Origin of the sequence: Sphingobium tyrosinilyticum (assembly GCF_042654265.1) — a bacterium.
Lineage (GTDB): Bacteria > Pseudomonadota > Alphaproteobacteria > Sphingomonadales > Sphingomonadaceae > Sphingobium > Sphingobium tyrosinilyticum.
The window spans coordinates 69,774-89,431 of record NZ_JBHSFZ010000008.1; the positions used below are offsets into that span (position 1 = coordinate 69,774).

General features: G+C 64.1%; 21 protein-coding genes and 1 tRNA gene. 9 read left to right on the forward strand and 13 right to left on the reverse strand.

The features are described 5' to 3' along the window. Positions 1-5 precede the first annotated feature (5 nt). The 9 genes from ACFO3E_RS06285 to ACFO3E_RS06325 form a co-directional block, all read right to left on the reverse strand. On the reverse strand, positions 6-1,241 hold the full coding sequence (locus ACFO3E_RS06285) for a murein hydrolase activator EnvC family protein (RefSeq protein WP_066526332.1): 1,236 nt from the start codon (positions 1,239-1,241) through the stop codon (positions 6-8). An 81-nt stretch (positions 1,242-1,322) separates the two neighbouring features. Further along, positions 1,323-1,745, reverse strand: a complete 423-nt coding sequence (locus tag ACFO3E_RS06290) for a 23S rRNA (pseudouridine(1915)-N(3))-methyltransferase RlmH (RefSeq protein ID WP_066526333.1) — start codon at positions 1,743-1,745, stop codon at positions 1,323-1,325. Positions 1,746-1,789: 44 nt separating this feature from the next. Next, on the reverse strand, positions 1,790-2,179 hold the full coding sequence (gene rsfS / locus ACFO3E_RS06295; protein WP_037462830.1) for a ribosome silencing factor: 390 nt from the start codon (positions 2,177-2,179) through the stop codon (positions 1,790-1,792). A gap of 12 nt (positions 2,180-2,191) precedes the next feature. Then, a complete protein-coding gene (locus ACFO3E_RS06300; RefSeq protein ID WP_066526336.1) occupies positions 2,192-2,821 on the reverse strand; it encodes a nicotinate-nucleotide adenylyltransferase in 630 nt (209 codons plus the stop codon). A 4-nt stretch (positions 2,822-2,825) separates the two neighbouring features. Then, entirely contained in the window at positions 2,826-3,338 is a 513-nt protein-coding gene (locus ACFO3E_RS06305; RefSeq protein WP_066526337.1) for a sterol desaturase family protein, read from the reverse strand. Between the two features lie 110 nt (positions 3,339-3,448). After that, positions 3,449-4,189, reverse strand: a complete 741-nt coding sequence (locus ACFO3E_RS06310; RefSeq protein ID WP_066526340.1) for a TorF family putative porin — start codon at positions 4,187-4,189, stop codon at positions 3,449-3,451. A 200-nt stretch (positions 4,190-4,389) separates the two neighbouring features. Beyond that, entirely contained in the window at positions 4,390-5,607 is a 1,218-nt protein-coding gene (gene metC / locus ACFO3E_RS06315; protein WP_156518433.1) for a cystathionine beta-lyase, read from the reverse strand. Then, positions 5,604-6,452, reverse strand: a complete 849-nt coding sequence (locus tag ACFO3E_RS06320) for a sulfurtransferase (protein WP_066526345.1) — start codon at positions 6,450-6,452, stop codon at positions 5,604-5,606. Before ACFO3E_RS06320 ends, metC begins: the two co-directional genes overlap by 4 nt. 159 nt (positions 6,453-6,611) lie before the next feature. Beyond that, positions 6,612-7,865 carry a PVV-CTERM domain-containing choice-of-anchor G protein gene (locus ACFO3E_RS06325; protein WP_066526347.1) on the reverse strand — a complete coding sequence of 418 codons (1,254 nt, stop codon included), beginning with the start codon at positions 7,863-7,865 and terminating at the stop codon, positions 6,612-6,614. A 101-nt stretch (positions 7,866-7,966) separates the two neighbouring features. Here ACFO3E_RS06325 and queF point away from each other — a divergent pair, with 101 nt between their 5' ends. The 3 genes from queF to ACFO3E_RS06340 all read left to right on the forward strand — a co-directional run bounded on the left by queF (position 7,967) and on the right by ACFO3E_RS06340 (position 11,664). Continuing rightward, on the forward strand, positions 7,967-8,434 hold the full coding sequence (gene queF / locus ACFO3E_RS06330) for a preQ(1) synthase (RefSeq protein ID WP_066526352.1): 468 nt from the start codon (positions 7,967-7,969) through the stop codon (positions 8,432-8,434). A 137-nt stretch (positions 8,435-8,571) separates the two neighbouring features. Then, positions 8,572-8,943, forward strand: a complete 372-nt coding sequence (locus ACFO3E_RS06335) for an endonuclease domain-containing protein (RefSeq protein WP_066526355.1) — start codon at positions 8,572-8,574, stop codon at positions 8,941-8,943. Between the two features lie 90 nt (positions 8,944-9,033). Then, positions 9,034-11,664, forward strand: a complete 2,631-nt coding sequence (locus ACFO3E_RS06340; RefSeq protein ID WP_380803259.1) for a M1 family metallopeptidase — start codon at positions 9,034-9,036, stop codon at positions 11,662-11,664. A 36-nt stretch (positions 11,665-11,700) separates the two neighbouring features. Here the strand turns inward: ACFO3E_RS06340 and ACFO3E_RS06345 are convergent, their stop codons facing one another. From ACFO3E_RS06345 to hspQ, 3 genes are all read right to left on the reverse strand, one after another. After that, the gene (locus tag ACFO3E_RS06345; protein WP_380803460.1) at positions 11,701-13,635 is read right to left on the reverse strand and encodes an OPT family oligopeptide transporter; all 1,935 of its coding nucleotides are present in this window, start codon (positions 13,633-13,635) and stop codon (positions 11,701-11,703) included. Between the two features lie 91 nt (positions 13,636-13,726). Beyond that, complete coding sequence (locus tag ACFO3E_RS06350) at positions 13,727-14,560, reverse strand: GDSL-type esterase/lipase family protein (RefSeq protein WP_380803262.1); 834 nt, start codon at positions 14,558-14,560, stop codon at positions 13,727-13,729. Beyond that, on the reverse strand, positions 14,517-14,888 hold the full coding sequence (gene hspQ / locus ACFO3E_RS06355) for a heat shock protein HspQ (RefSeq protein WP_066526367.1): 372 nt from the start codon (positions 14,886-14,888) through the stop codon (positions 14,517-14,519). Before hspQ ends, ACFO3E_RS06350 begins: the two co-directional genes overlap by 44 nt. 123 nt (positions 14,889-15,011) lie before the next feature. Here hspQ and ACFO3E_RS06360 point away from each other — a divergent pair. From ACFO3E_RS06360 to ACFO3E_RS06380, 5 genes are all read left to right on the forward strand, one after another. Further along, positions 15,012-15,101: transfer RNA gene (locus tag ACFO3E_RS06360), tRNA-Ser, on the forward strand. A gap of 76 nt (positions 15,102-15,177) precedes the next feature. Continuing rightward, positions 15,178-15,807, forward strand: coding sequence for a peptidylprolyl isomerase (locus ACFO3E_RS06365; RefSeq protein WP_066529053.1), 630 nt, complete (start codon positions 15,178-15,180; stop codon positions 15,805-15,807). Between the two features lie 62 nt (positions 15,808-15,869). After that, positions 15,870-16,613: a DUF72 domain-containing protein gene (locus ACFO3E_RS06370; protein WP_066526557.1), complete on the forward strand. Its 744-nt coding sequence runs from the start codon at positions 15,870-15,872 to the stop codon at positions 16,611-16,613. Between the two features lie 307 nt (positions 16,614-16,920). Then, on the forward strand, positions 16,921-17,307 hold the full coding sequence (locus tag ACFO3E_RS06375) for a gamma-glutamylcyclotransferase family protein (RefSeq protein WP_066526559.1): 387 nt from the start codon (positions 16,921-16,923) through the stop codon (positions 17,305-17,307). Positions 17,308-17,371: 64 nt separating this feature from the next. Next, positions 17,372-18,286 (forward strand): dienelactone hydrolase family protein, encoded by a 915-nt coding sequence (locus ACFO3E_RS06380; protein WP_066526561.1) that lies wholly within the window; start codon positions 17,372-17,374, stop codon positions 18,284-18,286. A gap of 144 nt (positions 18,287-18,430) precedes the next feature. On the opposite strand, the gene ACFO3E_RS06385 is transcribed toward ACFO3E_RS06380, so the two are convergent. Further along, positions 18,431-18,967: a peroxiredoxin gene (locus ACFO3E_RS06385; protein ID WP_197486258.1), complete on the reverse strand. Its 537-nt coding sequence runs from the start codon at positions 18,965-18,967 to the stop codon at positions 18,431-18,433. 104 nt (positions 18,968-19,071) lie between these two features. Here ACFO3E_RS06385 and ACFO3E_RS06390 point away from each other — a divergent pair, with 104 nt between their 5' ends. Beyond that, the gene (locus tag ACFO3E_RS06390; protein WP_156518543.1) at positions 19,072-19,596 is read left to right on the forward strand and encodes a hypothetical protein; all 525 of its coding nucleotides are present in this window, start codon (positions 19,072-19,074) and stop codon (positions 19,594-19,596) included. Positions 19,597-19,658 lie beyond the last annotated feature (62 nt).

Sequence of the window (19,658 nt, forward strand, 5' to 3'; positions counted from 1 at the left end):
ACCCCTCAGCCCAATCCTACCAGCGGAACGATATCGACGGGCCGCCCATTACGCCGCAGTTCGATGGTGATGCTCGGCCGTCCGGGGCCGGCGCTGCCCAGCGGATCGCCCTGGCGCACATTATCACCCACCGACGCGGACAGGCGGAGCAACCCGGTGATCAGCGTCGTCCAGCCGCCACCATGATCGAGGATCATAATCTGTCCGTAACCACGATAAGGCCCGGCGAAGACCACTCGCCCCGCTGTGGGTGCGACAGCCAGCGCACCAGCCTGGGTCACGATGGTGAGACCGCGCGATCGCACCCCGCTTTCTGACAATTCACCCATCCCGGTAACGAGTTGGCCCATGACTGGCAGCCGATAAGGCGGCGGGCCGCCCGATTGGCGTCTCAGCGTCGGGGCTGGCGCAGCCGTGAGGTCAGGGCGAGCGGGACGGAGGAGGGGGCCCGGTAGTGCCGCCAGTTCGTCACGCAGATCGCCGGCCGCCTGAAGCCGATCCATCAGATCGACGATGTCGCGTGCCCGTTCGCCAAGCGCCAAAGCACGATCGCTCTCCAGACTGGCGTTGGAGCGATAATCCTTTGCCGCCAGCCTTTTTCGGGTTTCGAGTGTCTGAAGGGCCAACTGGCGATCCCGCAGATCAGCTTGGCTCTGCGCTAAGGATCCGGCAGCTTGTTCGGCGGTTTCGCGCAGCGCCCGGCTACGTTCCAGTTCGGCGCGCAAACCCGCTGTGCGATCTTGGATGACGGGAAGGATCTGACCCAGAACGGCGCGCATGTGCACCGCATCGCTAACCGATCCGGGCTGCACCAGCGCCAGCGCCAATGGACGGCGCGCCATCATCTGAAGGGCCGCGGTCAGGCGCACGACAGGTTCCTGCTTTGCTGCAAGTCGCGCGGCTTGGGCGCGCTGCATGCGGGCGATGATCGCGATGCGTGCCTGAGCAGCCTGGATGTCAGCCTCGGCCTGCTGGATGCGAGCAGCCATGGCGGCGGCGCGGCGGCGCGCTTGATCAGCCTCATCTCGGGCGGCGCTGGCCTGCTGCTCCAGCCGTTCCGATCGCTCCCGTGCCTGTTCGGACTGAATACGGGCTGCCTTGAGCGCAGCTTGTTCGTGTTGAAGGCTGGTCTCGCCTGTGCCGCCAAGGATGAGGCCGGGCGCGGGCATGGCGGCCAGGCGCGCGGCGGCGATGAGCGCTACAATGCCGATGCCCACTGCGCCAATCGCCGACCGTTTCACCCTTGCCCCCCGTCGGCCATGTTCAGAGCCCACCAAAGCTGATTATCCGGAAATCCGGGTAGCTGTCGAGCAATGAGCGCATCAGCCTTCACGATGATAGGGGTGGCCCGTCAGGATCGAACAGGCGCGCCAGAGTTGTTCGGAGAGCATCGCGCGCGCCATCATATGCGGCCAGGTCATGGCGCCGAACGCGATCAGCAGGTTGGCATTCGCCCTGTCGGCATCATCAAAGCCGTCGGCCGCGCCGATCAGGAAGCGGCATTCGCGCGTGCCCGCGTCTCGCCATCCCTCCAGACGTCGGGCAAACTCCATGGAGCTCAGCTGCTTGCCCTTTTCATCGAGCATGACGGTGATGGTGCCCGGCTGCGCGGCCGGCAGCTTTCCGCCGCGATCGGGCAGTTCGGTAATCCTGTGCGGCATCGTCAGCCGCTTCATATAGCGATCGACCAACTCGGCTTCGGCCGACCGTCCAATCTTCCCGCGCGCGATGATATGGAGGAGCATGGCTGTGCCCCTAACCTGTCAGCGCCCGCTTGTCGAAGACCGCTTCAGGCGGTGCCAGCTACCGGCGCATCGACAAAGCCCCACATGCGCTCAAGATTGTAGAAGCTGCGCACTTCGGGGCGGAACAGGTGCACGATCACGTCGCCCGCATCGATCAGCACCCAGTCAGCGACCGGCAAGCCTTCGACGCGCGCAGAGCGGCCGGTGGCCTGCTTGATGCGTTCGGCCAGCTTCTGCGCCATTGACGCGACCTGACGCGATGAACGCCCGCTGGCGATCACCATATGGTCGGCAATGCTGCTTTTGCCTTCAAGCGGGATGGAGATGGTTTCCTGCGCCTGGTCGTCGTCGAGCGACTTTAGGACAAGGTCGTGCAGGGCGGCAACGCTGTCGGCACTTTGGGCCGTGTCGTTGGCGGGATGTGGTCTGGTCAAAAATGCTCCATTCTAGACAATCAACCGGCGCGTGAGCGGATCGCGCACGCGTGCAAGTTCATATTCGCGATGCCAGAGGGGTTTCGCCTGCCGTAGCAGGGTCGCCGATCTTGGATCAGGGCGAAAGCGCAAAAGCACAAGCGCCGGCGGTCTCCAATCCGTCCAGTCTGCACTCTGGCGCGCGGGCCGGACGAAACGCCGCAGCCAGGCCATGGCCCCAGAGCCACGGGCAGCACCATCATAACCGGGACGGGCGATTACGGCAATGGGCATATGCCGCGCAATGCCGCGCCAATCTTTCCACTGGCCGAACTGCGCCAGATTGTCGCCGCCCATCAGCCATATGAAGCGGTTCCGAGGAAAGCGGCGGGTGATCGCCCTGACCGTGTCAATCGTATAGCGGGTCCCCAGCGTCTGTTCGATCGCAGTGGCGCGAATCGGCCCGCGGCGAGCCATGTTCCGCGCGTGGCGAAGCCTTGCGGTGAGCGGAGCCATGCCCTTGCGCGGCTTGAGTGGGTTTCCTGGGGACACCAGCCACCAGACCTCGTCAAGCCGCAGAGCCTCCGCCGCGAACAGCGAAATCGCGCGATGGCCGCCATGGGCCGGGTTGAAGGAGCCGCCCAAAAGGCCAATGCGCGCCATGCTTCTAGTCAGTTTCCACTAACCCTTTGGCCGCGCGCAACCCGCCGCGGCCGCCGCGTGCCAATTGGCGTTTCAGCTCTTCGGGCGTCGGGGCGATCAGGAAACCGAAACTGACACAGCCTTCCCGCGTTTCGACCGCATGGTGCAGCCGGTGTGCCTGAACAATCCGCTTTATATAACGCGTGCGGGGCACATGGCGATGCCCGATCCGGCGGTGGACCAGAATGTCATGAAAGCCGAGGTAGATGAGGCCATAAGCGGCGATGCCCGCTCCGCAAGCAGTCGCCCAGACGCCCCAGTTCCATTGCACGCCGCCCAGCAGCAGCAGGATGGAAGGCATTGCAAAGATCACGAAATAAAGATCGTTCGCTTCCCACAAGCCGGTGCGGACGCGGTGATGGCTCGCATGCAGGAACCATCCCGGGCCGTGCATGACCCAGCGGTGCATGACATAGGCGAAGCCCTCCATTGCAGCGACCGTGGCGGCGAAGATCAGGAATGGCAAGAGGGCCGACATGGCGCTCTATATAGGGGCGTAGATGGAAGCGCGCGACCCGTAATGCCGCTTACATGAAAAAGGCCGCGACCCTGCGGATCGCGGCCCTCCTCTTCATTATCCGGATGAAATCAGAAGGAAGCGGTGATCGAACCCACCACGCCGGCCTTGCTGATGTTGCGGCCGCTCGGGCTGTAGAGCGACTTGTTGGTGTCCACATAGCTGACCCCGAAGGTCAGGTGGCTCCAAGTGTAAGTCGCGCCGACGCTCCAGTCGGTATATTCGTCACCGATCGTCAGATAGCTCGGGCCAAAGCTATGGCCGAGATGCGCCGATACGCCGATGGGGGTGTTAGGAACGCTGGCCGACAGGTCGCCTGCCACGTAGAGATTGTCTTCCTTGCCGCCGCCGATCGACAGCGCCTTTGCTTTAGGCGCATAGGCTGCGCTGAGCTTTGCGGTGGCCGGGCCGAAGGTGCCCTTGATCGAAGCGTAGGGTTCGACGAAGTCGGTGTTCGCGCCGCCCGAACCCGGATAGTAGTAATAGAGGACGCCGACATCGACGGTGGCTGCGCCAAAGGTCGTCGAATAGCCCGCAATCAGGTCGAGTTCCTGGTCGCTGCCAGCTGCGACATAATCATCGATCGACGAACCCCAGGTCGAAACATAGAAACCTGACTCATGGGTGACGGTGATGCCGCCCTGCAGCGCGAAGCGCTTGTCGGTCTGTGAGATGCCACGGAAACGGTAGTCGGTCACGACAGCGGCGTTGCCGGTCACAGTGAGCGCCGGAGTGGGCTCTTCCTGGGCAAATGCCGGAACGGAAAGAGCAGCGAGAGCGACGGCCGAGAGGCCGAGAATGGACTTACGCATTGGATTCCCCTTGGTGATGTCTGCGACAGTCCCACCTGCGTCAGGATCCCGAAGTCTCTTTTCCCATCAAGGGCCGGACCGGGTGTTCTGAACAAAGCAGGGCATGCCGCCCGTTGCCGCGCCGCACAAGAAATTATTGCTCAAATTTATTTTTTGATGCTGAAATGTTGCTAGACTGCAACAATGAGCAGAGCGGCCTCTTACCCCCGCATTTTTCGGAAGCGGAGGAGGCCAGCGTCGAGGTCGGCAATGAGGTCAGCCGGATCTTCAAGACCGATCTGCAGGCGGACCACAGGGCCTTCCGCCTGCCAGCTTGTGGCGGTGCGGTAACGGGCAGGATCAACCGGCAGGGCGAGACTTTCAAAGCCGCCCCAACTGTAGCCGATCCCGAAATGGGCGAGGCCGTCGATCAGGGCGGCACGTGATTTTTCGTCGCCGCCCTTGAGCACGAAGCTGAAGAGTCCGCTGGAGCCGGAGAAATCGCGTTGCCAATGTTCGTGGCCGGGGCAACTGGGGAGCGCGGGGTGGAGGACGCGGGCGACGTCGGGTTGGGCGGCGAGCCAGTGGGCGATCTGGAGCGCGCTTTCCTGATGGTGATTCAGGCGGACCCCGAGTGTGCGAAGGCCGCGAGAGGCGAGCCAGGCGTCGTCCGGGCTGACCATTTGGCCGAGGAGATAGGCGGTCTGGCGGATCTTAGGAAAGAGATCTGGGGTCGCGGTGACCGAGCCGAGCATGACGTCGCTGTGGCCGACAATATATTTGGTGCAGGCGAGGATCGAGATGTCGATGCCGTGGACCATGGCGGGGAAGAAATAGGGTGTGGCCCAGGTATTATCGAGCAAAGTGGCGATCCCCTGCTCCTTTGCAAGGGCGGTGATGGTGGGGATGTCCTGGACCTCGAAAGTCAGGCTGCCGGGGCTTTCGAGGAAGATGGCTCGGGTATTTTCATGAATTAAACCGCGAATTGAAGCGATTTCGGCGAGCGGGTCATAATAAGTCGTTTCGATACCGTAACTTTTTAGCATTTGCTGGCAGAAGTTGCGGGTCGGGTCATAGGCGCTGTCGACCATGAGGAGATGGTCGCCGGGTTTCAGTACCGACAGCAGTGCGCAGGCGATCGCGGCGACGCCGGAGGGGAAGAGCATCGTGCCTTCCGCGCCCGGCTCCATTTCGGTGAGCGCGTCGGCCAGGCTCCAGGCGGTCGGCGTGCCCTTGCGGCCGTAGAAGAGGCGCTCATGCGTGCTGCTGCTGGCGGCGCGGCGCAGATGCGCGACATCGTCATAGAGAATGGTCGAGGCGCGCCAGACCGGCGGATTGACGATGCCGCCGGGCTGCCCCGGCATGCCGGTCCATTCAGGCTTGCGACCGGCCTGCGCCAGCCGGGTGAGGGGCTTGCGGTCGTCGCGGTCCTTGGTCATGCCGCGGCCCCCGTCGCCTTGGGCGTGGCAGGATCGAGGCCCCATTCGGACCAGCTGCCGTCATAGAGGGTGACGTCCGTTTTGCCGAGCAGCTCAAGCCCCGCGAGCAGGATCGCGGCGGTGACGCCGCTGCCGCAGGTCGTGACGATCGGGCGCGAGAAATCCGTGCCGGCATCAAGGAAGAGCCGCCGCAGTTGCTCGCCCGTCTTCATGCTGTTGTCGGCGTTGAAGAGGCTTGCCGAGGGAATATTGCGCGAACCGGGTATATGGCCCGAGGCCATGCCGGGACGCGGTTCCTTTTCTTCGCCGGTGAAGCGGGCCGCGCCGCGTGCGTCGATGACCTGGGCGGCTTGGTCGTCGAGATTGGCGATCAGGTCGTCCTTCGTGCGCACCTGCCCTTCTGCACGGCGAGCGAGGGCGTTGCCGCGCGGGATGACGGGCCAGCCGGTTTCGGTCGGCCGTCCTTCTGCGACCCATTTGGGGAGGCCGCCGTCGAGTATGGCTGCGGCCGCGCCTACGCCATACAGGCGCATCATCCACCATGCGCGCGCGGCGCTGTGGGTCGGGCTGTTGTCATAGAGGATGATGCGGCTGTTCGTATCGATGCCTAGCGCGCGGCAGCGTTCCTGCATGAAGGCGTCGCTGGGGAGCATGCCGGGGCGCGGATCGTCGGCGTCGGCGAGGGTGGGCAGGTCGAGATAGGCGGAGCCGGGGATATGAGCGGCCTCGAACTCGGCGCGCGGGTCACGCGGAGTGCCGGGGAGAAAGAGGCTAGCGTCCAGTATCTTGAGGTCGCCTTTGCTCAGCTCTGCCGCGAGCCAATCGGTGGAGATAAGAATGTCCATGCCGCCTCTTTTCGGTGCCGTTTCCAGCTTTTTAGGGACGGGCGGAGGTGGTGGGAAGGGGCTACGGGCCCCTCTCCCGTCAGCCCGGTCAGGCGGGGCTGCCACCTCGATCAGAGTCGCATGCCTCCGATGACACCCTAAAGGGGCGAGGGAAAAGGGTCAGCTCGCCAGTTCAAGCGCGGTTGCGCGGCTGCCGGGGGAACGGAACTGGCGTGGGCCCTGGTCCATGCGGAAAGGCGCAAGGCGGTCAGCGGGTGGGGTTTTTTCCTGGCCGACGATGTAGGCGCGGCCGGTGCGGCCGGTGCCGGTGGGGGCGGCGCTCGCGTCATTGGCCCAGCGATATTGGGCGTCGAAGGCCACTAGCGGGATCAGCAGAGCGCGGTCCCCCATCTGCACCGGCGCGATCTGATCGGGCAGAAGGCGCAGTTCGCCGGTTACGCAATGGCTTTCACCCGGCGCGATCGACACGGCGGAATGGGCGGGCATGCCAGCGGCCCCGGCGAAAAATTGCTGCAGCATCGCCTGCTGACGGGTGTCGGCATTAGCGATGAGGGTGCGGATCAATATGTCGTCGGCCGCGTGCGATCCGCGATTGTGAAGCGTGAGGCTGTAGCCGATCGTCGCGCCCATCAGCGACAGGCGGGCGTTGCGCACTTCCAGCGACAGGTCGAGCCAGGGGCGATCGGTTGCCGCAGTGGCGGCTGCCGGAGGCGCTGCTGGCGTGGGAACCGGGGCTGCAGGTTTGAGCTGCGGCTTGGCTGCCGGGGCGGGTGGCCGAGCCGGCGGCGCGGGACGCGGCGGGGTCGGCGTGACGGCTGGCTGCTCGGCGAGAGGCTCCTCAACAAGGCTTTCCTCCGCCAACGTGTCGTCCCGGCGGCGGCGGAAGAATAGCCATGCGGCGAGGGCGGCCAGCAGGGCCATGCCGCCCGCGATCCAAGGCCAGGAAGAGGATTCGGCGGACGCGCTGGGTCGTGCTTTGGGGGCTGGCGGGGCGGCAATCGGCGGCGGGGCGGCGCGCGGGGCGGTGGGGGACGCGGGAGCTGACTGCGGTGCGGCCGGGGCAGGCGCCGGGCTGCTGCTTCCCGCTGGAGCTGCGGGCTCAGCGGGTTCCGGGCGAGGCGCGACGGTAGCCGGACGCCGCTCGGCCGGGGAGGGCGTCTGCGGCTGCGGTGCGGGCGGTGCGACGATCGGCGGTGGTGGCGTAACGGTGGCAGGCGGCGTTACGGGTGGCGGCGTGACAGGCGCGCCGCGGAAGACGTCAAGCTCGGGGCCCTGGCGGCTGGGGTCGGCAGGCGGCTGATTGGTGCGGGGCAGATTGAAGACGGGTTCGCCGCCCTCCTGCTCCTGAGCGAAGGAAGGCGTGGCCAGCAGCAGCGGCACGGCGGCAATGATGATGACTGGACGCAACCCCATGGGGAGCAGCCAAGGCAATGGGTCCGCTGAACGGGAGGTGAACGAGGAGGAGCATCGGCGCTGCGGTGACATTAGGCGTGCAATGACGTAGATGGCCGGTCATGACTGATACGCCTGAAACTGTAAAACCGATCCATCTTGGGCAGAGCAGCGCCTTGCCTGCTTCTCCTGAAGAGGCGGTGCTCGACTATGTGCCCAATCCGCGGCCCGGAAAGCCCTATCTGGTGCGCTTCACCGCGCCGGAATTTACCTCGCTCTGTCCCGTCACAGGCCAGCCTGACTTTGCCCATCTGGTGATCGATTATGCGCCCGGCGCGACGATCGTCGAATCGAAGTCGCTGAAGCTGTTCCTCGGCGCGTTTCGTAACCATGCGGCATTCCATGAGGATTGCACGGTGGGGATTGGCGGGCGGCTGTTTGCGGAGATGCAACCTTTGTGGCTGCGGATCGGCGGCTATTGGTATCCGCGCGGGGGGATTCCGATCGATGTGTTCTGGCAATCGGGCGAGCCGCCTGTGGGGTTATGGCTGCCTGCGCAGGACGTGCCGGGGTATCGCGGGCGGGGGTGAGCACCCTCATCCAACTTCGCCTAGCCGACAGGGTCGGCAAGGCTGCGTATCCTTCTCCCGCTCGCGAGAGAAGGATCTGGAAGGACGCGAAAGCCCTCTCCCGCTGGCGGGGGAGGGTTGGGTGAGGGCGGAGAGCTATGCTGGCTATCAGGCGTATCAATCCGAACGCCGTTCGGTTGCGACGAGACGCGACGGAATGCGAAAAGCGGCTGTGGGCGGTGCTCCGTAATCGGCAACTGGATGGCTTCAAGTTTGGGCGGCAGGCGACAATCGGTCCTTATGTCGTCGATCTGCTGCGCGCCGAATATCGCCTGATCGTGGAAGTGGACGATGGCCAGCATGGGGATGACCTTGATCTACAACGGACGCGGTTCCTGGAGCGGCAGGGATATGCCGTGACCCGATTCTGGAATCATGAGGTTATTGAGAATCTGGATGGCGTGCTCGCCAGCATCCGCAGCAGCCTTACTATTAAACAAATGAACAACAAAGTTCGACCAACCGCTTGACCGCGGGCGAGAAAGGTTCGATCCCGCAACTATCGTGGCGCTAGGCCGTTGGGGCTGCGCCGTTCTCAACGTGTCGGAGTTGCGAACCTGATGTCCTTTTCCAAAATTTCGTCCTTGTTGCTGGCGGCTGCTCCGCTGGCTTTGACCCAGCCCGCATGGGCGCAGGCGTCCGCTGGCCCTGCGCCGGGGATCACGACCCAGTTGCCGCGTGGCGCCGCGCCCCGTCATTATGCGATCGAGGTGACGCCTGACGCGGCGAATTTGAAATTCAGCGGCAAGGCGACGATCGACCTTGATGTGGCGCAGGCGATGCCGGTGCTGGTGCTGAATGCCGCCGATCTGACCATCAGTGGCGTGACGCTGACCCCTGCCAAGGGCAAGGCGATGAAGGGAACGGCCAGGATCGATGCGGCTGCGCAGACGGTGGCGCTGGATTTCGGCAAGCCGGTGGCGCCGGGCAGCTACAAGCTCGACATTGTCTATGCCGGGGTGATCAACACGCAGGCGAACGGGATGTTCGCGCTCGACTATACCGACAATGCGGGGAAGGCGAAGCGGGCGCTGTTCACCCAGTTCGAAGCGCCCGATGCGCGGCGCTTTGTCCCGAGCTTTGACGAGCCGAGCTACAAGGCGACCTTCGACCTATCCGCCATCGTGCCCACGGGGCAGCTGGCGGTCAGCAACATGCCGGTCGCGACGTCGAAGGATCTGGGCGGCGGCAAGACGCGGGTGACGTTCGGCACCAGCCCCAAAATGTCCTCCTATCTGCTCTTCTTCGGGCTGGGCGATCTGGAGCGGGCGACGAAGATGGCGGGGGCGACCGAGGTTGGTGTCATTACCGGCAAGGGGAATACGGGGAAGGCGCAGCTGGCGCTGGATGCGTCGGCGGCGATCCTGCCATGGTATAATGACTATTTCGGCGTGCCTTTCCCGCTGCCCAAGCTCGATAATGTCGCGGGTCCGGGTCAGAGCCAGTTCTTCTCCGCGATGGAGAATTGGGGCGCGATCTTCACCTTCGAGCGCGCGCTGCTGGTCGATCCACGCTTTACGTCGGAGGGGACGCGGCGGACCATTTACTCGATCGTCGCGCATGAAATGGCGCATCAATGGTTCGGCGACCTTGTCACCATGGCCTGGTGGGACGATCTGTGGCTGAACGAGGGTTTCGCCAGCTGGATGGCGACCAAGGTTACCGACAAGCTGCAGCCGGACTGGGAAATGCTGCTGACCCGCGTGGGCGGACGCGAGCGGGCGATGGCGCTCGATGCGCTGGCGACGACCCATCCGGTGGTGCAGAAGATCCATACCGTCGATGAGGTGAACCAGGCGTTCGACGACATCACCTATGAAAAGGGTGAGGCGGTCATCACCATGCTGGAAGGCTATGCGGGTGAGGATGTGTGGCGGCAGGGTATCCGTAGCTACATGAAGCAGCACGCCTATGGGAATACCGTGACCGACGACCTGTGGAAGGCGGTCGAGGGTGCGGGAGCCCAGGGGCTCGTTTCGATCGCGCATGACTTTACCAGCCAGCCGGGCATTCCGCTGGTGAAGGTGGAGAGTGCGCAGTGCAAGGGCGGATCGACTGTCCTTGCCCTGTCGCAGGGAGAGTTCAGCCGCGACCGGAAGGACAAGGCACCGCTCAAGTGGAATGTGCCGGTGATGGCGCAGACGATCGGCGGGGCGCCGCAGCGGTTGATCCTGAACGGGACGGCGTCGGTCACGCTGCCGGGCTGCGGGGCCTATGTGATCAATGCGGGGCAGACGGGCTATTACCGCTCGCTCTATCCGCAGGCGAATGTGCAGGCTCTGGTGAAGGGGTTCACGCGGCTACCATCGATGGACCAGATCGGGCTGATGGCGGATAATTTCCAGCTGGGGCTGGGGGGCTACCAGCCGATCGGGCTGGCGCTCGACATGGTGGATGCGGTGCCTGCAAGCGCGAGCCCGGCGGTGCTGGCGGAGGTGCCGGATTATCTCGACAGCGCCTATCTGATGTTGGAGGGCGACAAGGCGGCGCAGGCGCGCGTGGCCGCTTATGCGTCGCGCAAGCTGGGACCGGTGCTGGCGGGTGTCGGCTTTGATGCGAAGGCTGGTGAGGGGCCGCAGGTTCCGGTGCTGCGGTCGGCGCTGGTGGCGACGCTGGGGGGCATGGGCGACAAGGCGGTAGTGGCGGAGGCGAAGCGGCGCTTTGCTGAACCTGCCTTGCTCGACGGGCCGCTGCGCAATGTGTGGCTGCGGATCATCGCCCAGAATGCGGATGCGGCGACATGGGAAAAGCTGCGCGCCATGGCCAATGGAGCGAAGAGCGACCTGGAGAAGAGCACGCTGTTCGCTTTGCTGGGGGCGGCGAAGGATGAGGGGCTGGCGCGTAAGGCGCTGGACCTGGCGATGACCGACGAGCCGGGCAAGACGACCAGCGCGGCGATCATCTCCGCCGTGGGGGCGGAGCATCCGATGCTGGCGGTGGATTATGTGCTGGCGCACCGGGCGCAATATGAGGCGCTGATCGACGTGTCGGCGCGGAGCCAGGCGATCGCGCGGCTGGGCGGCGGATCGGCGGACCCCGCGATGGTGACGAAGCTCGACGCTTATGCCAGCCAGTATCTGACGCCGGAATCGCGCAAGGTGGTGGATCGGTCGATCTCGGCCATCAAGACGCGGATCGAGACGCGGGCCAGGCTGAAGCCCGCTCTGGTAAGCTGGTTCGCGAAGAAGTGAGGGAAGGGCGGTGGAGCGATCCACCGTCTTTTCTTGTCAGAAGGCGAGGGACGCCTGCCGCTTGAGGCGGGTGTAGAGTGCAGCGATAACGCCTGCGAAGATCAGAAGGGCGAGCGGCACGGCCCAGGGATTTTCCGCCACAAGAGCGAGCGGGGCGTCGCTGTCCGTCGCAGCGACCATCCCGGCGAAGGCGACGCCGAACAGGCTTTCCCCGACGATGAAGCCGGTCGCCATCAGCACGCCCATGCGCTCGGCAAAGTCGGGGTTGGGCTGACGCACTGCCCAGCGGTTGTAGAGATGGCCGATGACCGCGCCGACAGGGATCAGCAGGGTCAGCGCCATCGGCAGATAGATTCCCATGCCGACGGCAAGCGGGGGCAAGCGCAGCTTGCCGGCCTTCCCCAGCAGTTCGTCGATCGCGACCACCACCGCGCCGATCAGCGCGCCGGTGCCGATCAGGTTCCAGTCGAGATCGCCGCCCAGCACGCCCTTGGCGAGGGCGGAGATCAGGGCGGCCTGGGGCGCGGGGAGGGCGCTGGCCTTGGCACCCGGTGCGCCTGCGAAACCGAAGGCGCTGTTGAGAAGGTCGAGGACCGGCGGGATCACCAGCGCGCCGAAGATGACGCCGAGGACCAGCGCGACCTGCTGCTTCCAGGGCGTCGCGCCGACCAGTTGGCCGGTCTTGAGGTCCTGGAGATTGTCGTTCGAGATGGTGGCGATGCCGAAGACGATGGCGGTGACGAACAGCGCATAGGCGATCAGCGCCTGGGACTGTTTGGGATCGCCGCCCGATCCGTAGATGGCCGCGAGGATCAGCGACGCGCCCAGCACCGCGAGGATGCCGACGCCCGAAATCGGGCTGTTCGACGCGCCGATCAAGCCCGCCATATAGCCGCAGACGGAAGCGATAACGATGCCCGCGACCAGGATATAGGCCAAGGTCAGGATGAGGATCGGCACAGGATTGAGCGCGATCGGCCCGCCTTGCGCGAAATACCAGAGCAGGACCGCGATCGGCGCGAGCGAGGCGAGGATGGTGCCGCCGACAATGCCGATCGGCAAGTCGCGCTCGGTGAGTTCAAGCAGGCCGCCCTCGCCCGCCTTGCGCCGCTGTGCCGCGGCAATGGCGGAGCGGATGCCGCTGATGATCGGTCCCAATATCTTGAGTAGCGTCCAGATCGCCGCCACGCCGATCGTGCCTGCACCGATGAAGCGCGCCTTCATGCGGAAGGTGGTGCCGACCACTTCTGCGATATCGGCCCCGGCCGGCAGGGGCGAGGTGAGCCAGGGAACGAGCCCGACCCAGCTGATCAGCAGCCCCACGAACATCGCGACGCCCACCGACAGACCGACGAGATGGCCAACGCCGATCAGCGCCATGGAAAAGCTGGTCGAAAGGGATGTCGCGCCGCTGCCGAACTTGAAAAAGGTCGCCGCTTCCTCCGCGATCAACTTCGTCTTGGCGATGATCGAGAAGGCGGCGGCGGCGAGCGAACTCATGATGATGGCGGCGAGGCCGCGTTTATTTTCTTCCAGCCCCTCGCGCGATCCTGCGCCGACTTTCAGCACTTCGGCGGCGGCGACGCCTTCGGGATAGGGCAAGTCCGAACCCGTCACCAGCGCGCGGCGCAACGGCACCGAATACATGACGCCCAATATGCCGCCCAACGCGATGGTGAAGGCGGACAACCAGTAGGGAAAGCCGGTCCACCAGCCGATGATGACGAGGCCGGGCAATACGAAGATGATCGCCGACAAGGTGCCCGCGGCCGAGGCGATGGTCTGGACAATATTATTTTCCAGGATCGTGCCCGTCGCGAAGAGCCGCAGCACGGCCATCGAAATGACGGCCGCGGGGATCGATGTCGCGAAGGTCAGGCCGATCTTGAGGCCGAGATACACATTGGCCGCGGTGAAGAGCAGCGTGATGAGCGCGCCTAATATGACGCCGCGAAGCGTCAGCTCCGCCATGGGCGCGGCCTTGGCCGAATCAGTCGTCACCAGCGTCTCCCCCTCGGGTGTCTTTTACAGATGTATGGTAATAATGTTGCCGGACCGTGGATCAATCGGAAAGTGAGGCATGGTGGACAGAGGCCGATGGCCGCACGCTCTGACCCGCGGCAGAGGCCATTTCCTTTCGGTCGAGCCAACCGTCCACCAGACTGTTCCACCGGCTATAGCCGCGCGCGTTCATGTGAAGTCCGTCGGGTCCGAACAGCGAGGCGTCCGGCAAGCCGTCCCGCGCGAGCAAGGCGCTGCCCACGTCGAGATAGTCAAAGCGCCCGACCCGGCTTCGCGCCGCGACCGTCATGTTGACGGCCGCCATCTTCGGCCAGAGCGTCCAGCGGATGGGGCTGGGTTTAAGAGACAGATAGGCGATGCGCGCCTTGGGATAGTCGGCGCGCAGCCTCTTGAGCAGCGCCAGCACGTCATGCGCCACCGCCCCAGGCGTCGCGCCGCCTGCCAAGTCATTCTCCCCCACATAGACGAGCACCGATTGTGGCGCGGCGCGGGGGAGGAGGCGGACGTAATAATGGAGGACGTCGCGCGTCGTAGCCCCGCCGAAGCCGCGATTGAGGGTGCCCCTGTCGGGAAAACTGCCGCCGGTATTCCAGAGGCGGATGCTGGAGCTGCCGAGGAAGAGGACAGCGCCTGGCGCAGTTGCGTCCACCTCATTGGCTTTGGCGAAAGCGGCGATTTCGTTGGAGAAGGGAAAGACAGGATCGGCATTTACGCGCGGCGCTTCCGACGATCCGGGCGTCTCCGTCTGCGCGACTGCCAGCGCCGGTGCAAGCAGCGGCAGGACGAGAGCCGCGAGCGATCGTCTGGACGCTCGCCTCGACCCGCGAACCTCAATGCCGATGAAGCGACCGCAATTGATATTTACCGTTGGCATAGGTGCCGAACATCCCCGCAATGGCCGGATGGTCCACAGGCTCCCCGCTATCGTCGGCGAGCAGATTCTGCTGGCTCACATAAGCGACATAGCTGGTTTCGCCATTTTCGGCGAGGAGATGATAGAAGGGCTGATGCTTGTCCGGCCGGGATTCTTCAGGAATGGCCCGATACCACTCCTCGCTATTGGCGAAGACGGGATCGATGTCGAACACGACGCCGCGAAAGCCGAAGCGGCGATGTTTGACGACATCGCCAATGCTGAAGCGCGCATGGACAACGGGCGGTGCAGTGATGTCGGCTCCGAAAATTGCGGTCGTGTCGGTCATGATGGCAATTTAGGACGCTCGCGCCTTGTTACAAGAAAAATACGGTCCTGGCCGCTTGGCAAGCCGACGATCATTCGCTAATGGCCGCCGCTCGACCGGGTCGGCGCATGCTGAACCTTCTGCGGAGAGGTGGCAGAGTGGTCGAATGCACCGCACTCGAAATGCGGCGTGCCGGCAACGGTACCGAGGGTTCGAATCCCTCCCTCTCCGCCATTCCATCTGTTGAAGATCGGTGGTTGACTCGTTGATCCGTCCTGCCCTGCTTCGCTGTCTTGCCTTGCTGCTGGCCATGTGCCCCGCGCTGGCATGGGCGTTTCCAGCGAACCGGCCTACGCCTGGCTATACGCGGGTAGCTATAGAGACATCGGTCGGGACGATCGTGGTTGCCGTGGACAACAAGCGGGCGCCTCGGACTGCGGCTAATTTCCTGGCCTATGTGGATGACGACCGGTTTGATGGCGTGACCTTTTACAGGGCGGCGCGGCGGAAGAGTGATGCGAAGCTGGGGCTGATCCAGGGCGGGATCGATACCGACGCGCGGCGGTCGCTGCCGCCGATCCCGCATGAGCCGACCAGCAAGACGGGCCTTCGCCATCTGGACGCCACCTTGTCGATGGCGCGGCCGAACCGGCCGGATTCGGCGATGGGCAATTTCTTCATCACGGCGGGTGCGACGCCCAACATGGACGCGCGCGGAGATTATATTGGCTATGCGGCTTTCGGCCATGTGGTCGCGGGGATGGATGTGGTGCGGCGCATCCTGGCGATGCCGACCTGCTGCGGGTCCGGGCCGATGCGCGGGCAGATGATCATAAAGCCGGTGGCGATCCTGCGGGCGCGACGCCTGGACGGCGTGGCGCGGCCGACGCGCGGGGTGAAGCCATGGCTGATCGGGTTGCGGCGTAGGCCACTCTCCTGACGCTTTTCCCTCTGGCCGCGACGGGCTTTGCCGTTCAGGATGCGGGCAAAAGGAGGCGGCGCATGGCGGCTGGACAGATCAGGGTAGGGATCGGCGGATGGACATTCGAGCCGTGGCGCGGGACCTTCTATCCCGAAGGGCTGCGGCAAAAGGATGAACTGGCCTATGTGGGCCAACATCTGACCGCGACCGAGATCAACGCCACTTATTATGGCACGCAGAAGGCCGCGAGCTTCGCCAATTGGGCAAAGGCGGTCCCGGATGGGTTCCAGTTCGCGGTCAAGGCTTCGCGCTACTGCACCAACCGTCGCGTTCTGGCGGAGGCGGGGGAGTCGATCGCGAAATTTACAGGCCAGGGGATTGCTGAACTGGGTGACAAGCTGGGGCCAATCCTGTGGCAGTTCATGCCGACGAAGAAATTCGATGCGGAAGATTTCGGGGCCTTCCTGAAGCTGCTGCCCGCCAGTGTGGACGGCGTGAAGCTGCGCCATGCGCTGGAGGTGCGTCACGAAAGTTTCGATGATCCCGCCTTCCTGGCCTTGGCGCGGGATTCAGGCGCGGCGGTCGTGTTCGCGGATCATGACGAATATCCGGCCATCAAGGGCCATGATGTCGGCTTTTCCTATTCTCGGTTGATGCGCACGCGCGAGGAGGAAGCGACCGGCTATCCAGCGGATCAGATAGCGGCTTGGGCGAAGAAAGCGCGAGAGCAGGCGAAGGCAGGCGACGTCTATGCCTTTTTCATCAGCGGGGCGAAGGTGCGGGCGCCAGCGGCGGCTCAGGCGATGATGGTTGCATTGAAGTAACAGGTGCTGTTGCATTTGCTGCAACTGCGAACGCACCCTTTGCGATTGTGACAAAGGGGTTACGCGATCATATGCGTCCTTGTCGAACACGACAGATAACAAAATTTGCAGGACACGAAACATGCGTCACACTTTCCAGGGCGTTGCGTTGATGGTTGCGGTCGGTGCACAGATGCTGACCTTCTACTCGGTGCTGTTCGCTTAAGCGATTACTCGCGCTTTCTTTCTTTCTCATCTTGGGGAAGTCCAAAAAGGCCGCCCAGCGCATTGCCCGGGCGGCTTTTTTATTGCTATTGAAGATGGCGAAATGAGCCCGGATCTGCTCTTCGTCTATGGATCGCTTCGGCCCGGCTTCGGCGGTGAGATGGCTGGCTGGCTTGCATCGGTGGCGCAGGTGGCGGGCACAGCTGTGGCGCGCGGGGCGCTATACAAGATCGATTATTATCCAGGGTTCGTTCCCGGCGAGGATGGCGTGATCGTTGGCGAACTGTTCCGTTTGCCCGATGCCGCCGCGATCCTGGCGGTGCTTGATGAGCATGAGGAGTGTGCGCCACACTTTCCCGCTCCGCAGGAATATCGGCGCGAGCGGGTGAGCGTGGAGACGGCGCAGGGCGCTGTCGATGCCTGGACCTATGTCTATGCGCGCGAGGTCGCGGGGCTGGAGCGAATCGCGAGCGGGGACTTCCTCGGCTGAACGCTTGCGCTTGGGCGGTGAACCGATAGGCTGCGGCTGCCGGGGCATGCGGAGAGGAAGCGCGATGAGCAAGGAGACGGAAGGGGCGGCCACGCCGGAACGCCTGCCCGAAGATTGCAACTGGATCGACAGCATCGGACTGGACCGGCGCAAGCTGCTGATGACGGGGGCTTTTGCAGCTGGCTTTGCAGCGGCCTGCCGTCCGGTTTCGAGCAGTGCAGGGCAGACGTCGGGCGAGGGGCTGGCACAGGAGACGGTATCGATCCACGCCAGCGACGGTTTTGCTCTGCCGGCCTATGTCGCTCGGCCGGAAAAGGCGAAGAAGAGCCCGGTCATCGTCGTCGTGCATGAGGTGTTCGGCGTGCATGAATGGATCCGCGACATATGCCGCCGATTCGCGCGGGAGGGCTATTATGCGATCGCGCCCGACCTGTTCGCCCGTCATGGCGACGCGACGAAGATCGCCGATATCAAGCAGTTGGTGACAAGCATCGTGTCCAAGGCGCCCGATGCGCAGGTGCTGGCGGATATCGACACGGCTTATGTCTGGGCGGGGAGCCATGGCGGCGATGCTGCCCGGCGCGGGATCACCGGATTTTGCTGGGGCGGGCGGATCGTGTGGCTTTATGCCGCGCACAGCGCGCAGCTGGACGCGGGCGTTGCCTTTTACGGGCGGCTGGTGAGCGAGAAGACGGCGCTTCAGCCGTTCAGCGTGGTCGATCAGGCGGCGGCGCTCAAGGCCCCGGTGCTGGGGCAGTATGGGGGGTTGGACAAGGGCATCCCGGTGGCTGATGTGGAAGCGATGCGCGCTGCCCTTAAGAAGGCTGGCAAGTCACCGCCTGATGAGATCACGCTTTATCCCGAAGCGGACCATGGGTTCATGGCGGATTACCGGCCGAGCTATAATGAAGCCGCGGCGACGGCGGCCTGGGCGGCGACGGTCGAGTGGTTTGGGCGCTATGTGAAGGGTGGGAAATAGGCGGGTAGGGCATAGCGTCACATCGAAGCCACCCAGCCCGTTCTGGCTGAGCTTGTCGAAGCCCCTTCTTATAAGGAGAAAAGCCTTAGACAGGCTCAGGCGAACGGGGTTTTATGATGTCGCCAATGCGCAGCGCGCCAGGGGCTATTTCGCCTTCATCGACTGCACGGCAGCCAGCGTGCTCTTCACATGATCGACATAGTTCATCTCGCTATGGACGAAGACGACCCGGCCGTTGGGCGCGATGACGTAGGAGGTGCGGTCGGTCATGCCGGGCCGCATCTTGAGCGCCACGTCATAATCCGAGATGATCGCGGGGCCGGCCGAGGCCACGGCGAACTTGCCCGCACATTCCTTGGTCGAGAAGGCGACGAGATCGTCCACTGGATCGGCCGACATGCCGATAACGGTCGCGCCCGCCTTCTTGAAGTCCGTAATGTGCGTCGCGAACTCGCGCGCCTCTGCCGAGCAGCCGGGAGTGAATGCCTTAGGGAAGAAATAGAGGACGACGGGGCCGCGCTTCAGCTGGTGCGAAAGGGTCAGGGTGAAGGTCTTGCCTGCTTGCGCGCCGCGCGTGGTGAAATCGGGCGCCTTTGCGCCGACCGCGAGCGCCGCCATGGCTCCGGTCGATCCCAAGAGAGCGGCGGCAAGGCCAAGGGCGATCTTTGCGCTCTTCATCATCGGTCGTCTCCATCGTCATCCGCTGTGCACAGGTGATGGCCCCAAGTGCGGCCGCTGGCAAGTCCGGTGGCGGAACCCTTGACCTTCTGGCCGGTTCATTTCGGATGCGCCTGCATATCGCCCTGCCATTGTTGCTGCTTGCCGCCTGTGGAGAGAAGGGCGCGGATAATCCGCGTATGTCCACCGACATAGTCGATGAGCAGGCCAGCTATGATGTGAGCAATGAAACGCCTGCGCAGGACGAGACGCTGACGCCAGAAAATGCTGTAAAGGCGCCCACCCCGGCTGATGCCTCTGCGCCCGCCGAAGCCAAGACGTCTGCCGCTGCTCCGCCTGCCGGGGCTATTCCGGCGGCGCTGCAGGGGAATTGGACGGGGTTGAACGACCGATGCGGCGACCGGTCGGCAGAGTTGGAACTGAAAGTGACGCCGGGCAGCCTCATCTTCCATGAAAGCGTGGGGACGGTGAAGGGAGTGGTGACGGGCACTGGCGGCAAGCTAAGGGTCGATGCGGCCTTCACTGGGGAGGGGGACAGCTGGACGAAGAAGCTGGAACTGCGCCCTTCCGCCAATGGGCGGGAACTGACGATCATCAATGACGGAGCCGCCGTCACGCGCAAGCGCTGCTGATCCTGTTTGTAGGCCGATCGCGTCACTGCCGCGCTTTGCTTTTTCCGCAAAAGCGGTTCCCA